General features: G+C 68.2%; 3 protein-coding genes. All 3 read left to right on the top strand.

The features are described 5' to 3' along the window. Positions 1–1479, top strand: a 1479-nt coding sequence (locus JYJ84_RS32210; RefSeq protein ID WP_205189965.1) for a DHA2 family efflux MFS transporter permease subunit, incomplete at its 5' end; no start/stop codon positions are given. Between the two features lie 10 nt (positions 1480–1489). Continuing rightward, positions 1490–2428: a glycosyltransferase family 2 protein gene (locus tag JYJ84_RS32205; protein WP_122947861.1), complete on the top strand. Its 939-nt coding sequence runs from the start codon at positions 1490–1492 to the stop codon at positions 2426–2428. Positions 2429–2508: 80 nt separating this feature from the next. Next, positions 2509–3263 (top strand): TolC family protein (locus JYJ84_RS32200; RefSeq protein WP_374102147.1); only part of this gene is annotated, 755 nt, incomplete at its 3' end.

The following is a 3263-nucleotide window of genomic DNA, read 5'->3' as shown; positions in this document are numbered from 1 at the left end:
GCGCTGTCGCTCGCGACGTTCATCGAGGTGCTCGATTCGACCGTGACGAACGTCGCGGTGCCGGCGATCTCCGGCAGTCTCGGCGTTTCGAACAGCCAGGGCACGTGGGTGATCAGCTCGTATTCGGTCGCGGCCGCGATCGCGGTGCCGCTGACGGGCTGGCTCGCGCGCCGGGTCGGCGAGTTGCGGCTGTTCGTCGGCGCGATCCTGCTGTTCACGCTGACGTCGCTGCTGTGCGGGCTCGCGCGCGACCTGCATGTGCTCGTGATCTGCCGCGCGCTGCAGGGGCTGTTTTCGGGGCCGATGGTGCCGCTGTCGCAGACGATCCTGCTGCGCACGTTCCCGCCGGACAAGCGCACGATCGCGCTCGCGCTGTGGGCGATGACGGTGCTGCTCGCGCCGATCTTCGGGCCGGTGGTCGGCGGCTGGATCGTCGACAACTTCTCGTGGCCGTGGATCTTCCTGATCAATTTGCCGATCGGGCTGTTCTCGTTCGCGGTCTGCACCGCGATGCTGCGCCCCGATGCGCAACGCGGCGCGGCCGGCCCGATCGACGTGCCGGGCATCGTGCTGCTCGTGATCGGCGTCGGCTCGCTGCAGGCGATGCTCGATCTCGGCCACGATCGCGGCTGGTTCGGTTCGCCGCTGATCGTCACGCTCGCGGTGGTCGCGGGGCTGTCGATCGTGTCGCTGCTGATCTGGGAGGCGGGCGAAGCGCATCCCGTCGTCGATCTGAGCCTGTTCCGCGATCGCACGTTCTCGTTCTGCGTGCTGATCATCTCGCTCGGGATGATGAGTTTCTCGGTGGTCGGCGTCGTGTTCCCGCTGTGGATGCAGGCCGTGATGGGCTACAACGCGTTTCACGCGGGGCTCGCCACCGCGTCGCTCGGCGTGCTCGCACTGGTGTTTTCGATCGTCGTCGGGCTCCATGCGCACCGCTTCGACGCACGCGTGCTCGCGACCTTCGGCTTCCTCGTGTTCGCGGCCGTGCTCGCGTGGGACGCGCATTTCACGCTGAAGATGACGTTCGCGCAGATCGCCGCGCCGGGGCTGATCCAGGGGATCGGGCTGCCGTGCTTCTTCATTCCGCTGACCGCCGCGACGCTGTCGCGCATTCCGGACGACCAGCTCGCGGCCGCGTCGAGCCTGTCGAACTTCCTGCGCACGCTGTCGGCCGCGTTCGGCACGGCGATGAGCGTGACGCTGTGGGACAACCGCGCGACCTATCACTACGACGTCGTGTCGCAATCCGTCACGCACGCATCGGCGAATACGCAGCGCTTCGTGCATACGCTGAACGGGATGGGGGTGGACGGCGTGCGCGAGCTGTCCACGCTGCACCAGGTCGTGATGCAGCAGGCGTACATGATGGCGACCAACGACATGTTCTGGATGGCGAGCATGACGTGTCTCGCGCTCGCGGCAATGATGTGGCTGACGCGGCCGAAGCGCGGCGCGGCGGCGTCGTTCGGGCATTGAGGAGAAGAACATGACGACACTCGGCGCACTCGTGATCCTGTATCACCCGAGCGACGCGCAGCTCGACGCGCTCCGCGCATGGCGGCATGCGTGCGATGCACTGCTCGTTGTCGACAACACGCCGCAGCCCGACGCGCGGGCCAGCGAGCTGTGCGCGCGCGAAGGCATCGCGCTGCTGCATCACGGCAATCGCGGCGGGATCGCGGGCGCGTACAACGCGGGGCTCGCGGCGCTGTTTCGCGACCGCATCGATGCCGTCGCGCTGTTCGACCAGGATTCGTCGGTGCCGGCCGCGTATTTCCCCGCGATGCGCGAGGTCTGCGCGGGGCTTGGCGGGCGGCCGTTCCTGGCCGGCCCGCGCATCTTCGACGAGAACGCGCGCAGCTTCCTGCCCGAACTCTCGACCAACGGGATCGGGCTGCGCCGCCTGCGCATCGAGCCGGGCGCGCCGCTGCAGCGCTGCGCGTTCCTGATCTCGTCGGGCTGCGTCGTGTCGCGCGATGCGTTCGACGTGCTCGGCCGCTTCGACGAGACGCTGTTCATCGATCACGTCGATACCGAATACAGCTTTCGCGCGCTGGCGCGCAACGTGCCGCTCTATGTCGTGCCGTCGCTGGTGCTGCCGCACCGGATCGGCGCGAAGCAGCGTCACGCGATCGGCCCTTTTGAAATGACGTCGATGAATCACTCGTGGCAACGGCGCTACTACAGCGCACGCAATGCGGTACAGCTCGGGATGCAGTACGGGCTGCGCTTCCCGGTGGCGATCGTGCCCAACCTGCTGACCGTGTGGCAGGTCGTGCAGATCGCGCTCGTCGAACGCGACAAGCGCGCGAAGCTCGCCGGCATCCTGTTCGGCATCGCGGATGGCCTGTTCGGCCGGCTCGGCCCGCTCGAACGCACGCGTCCGCGTCTGGCCGCGCGTGCGCAGCGCGTTCAGCAGGGATGAGGGGCGCGATGCGGTTTGAGAAAAAAGCGGCGGGTCTGGCGCGTAGCGTGAAGGGCGGTGCCTTGATCGGTACCGCTGTGATGTCACTGGCGTTGAGCGGATGCGTGCCGTCGGGCTTCCTGCCGTCGCTGTCGTTGCGTGCGCCGGCCGACGATGCGCTCGCGCACACGGCCGGCCCCGGCGTGAACGGCGCGTGGCCCGCGCCCGACTGGGTGAAGCAGCTGCGGGATCCGCAACTCGACGCACTGGTCGCCGAGGCATCGCAGCACAACCCCGACCTGCAGGTCGCGCAGGCGCGGCTGCGGATCGCGCAGGCGCAGCTTCAGCAGTTCGATTCGCTGACGGGGCTGACGGGCACGGCCGGCGCGACGGTCAGCCGCGCGCGGATGCCGAAGCCGGGCAACGACGTCGCCGACGTATCGGCCGGCGGCTATCGTGTACCCGTCGAGATCTTCGGCGATCCGAACACCTCGCCGTCGTCGGTGTTCGTCGGGCTGACCTACCAGCTCGACCTGTGGGGGAAGAACCGCGCCGCGACGAAGAGCCTGATGTCGCTGCGCGAAGCGGCACGGGTCGAGGCCGAGCAGGTGCGGCTCACGCTGGCGGTGGCGATCGTCACCGTGTACTGCCAGCTCGACCAGGCGTATGCGACGCAGGAACTGCTGCAGCAGAAACTGAAGGTCAGCCAGCGCGTGACGACCGTACTGCGCGAGCGCACCGCGCGCGGGCTCGACAACGCGTACGACGCGAGCGACGCATCGATCAAGCGCAGCAAGCTGCTCGCGCAGATCGCGCTGAACGACGAGCAGATCAAGCTCGCGCAACAACAACTGAC

The organism is Burkholderia sp. LMG 13014 (genome assembly GCF_905232215.1).
In the GTDB taxonomy this organism is placed as follows: domain Bacteria; phylum Pseudomonadota; class Gammaproteobacteria; order Burkholderiales; family Burkholderiaceae; genus Burkholderia.
This window is presented reverse-complemented; position numbering and strand designations above follow the sequence as displayed.

What these genes read in the sequence shown, in the direction of transcription:
- JYJ84_RS32205 (WP_122947861.1), top strand. Translation starts at nt 1,490, where the DNA reads ATGACGACACTCGGCGCACTCGTGATCCTGTATCACCCGAGCGACGCG.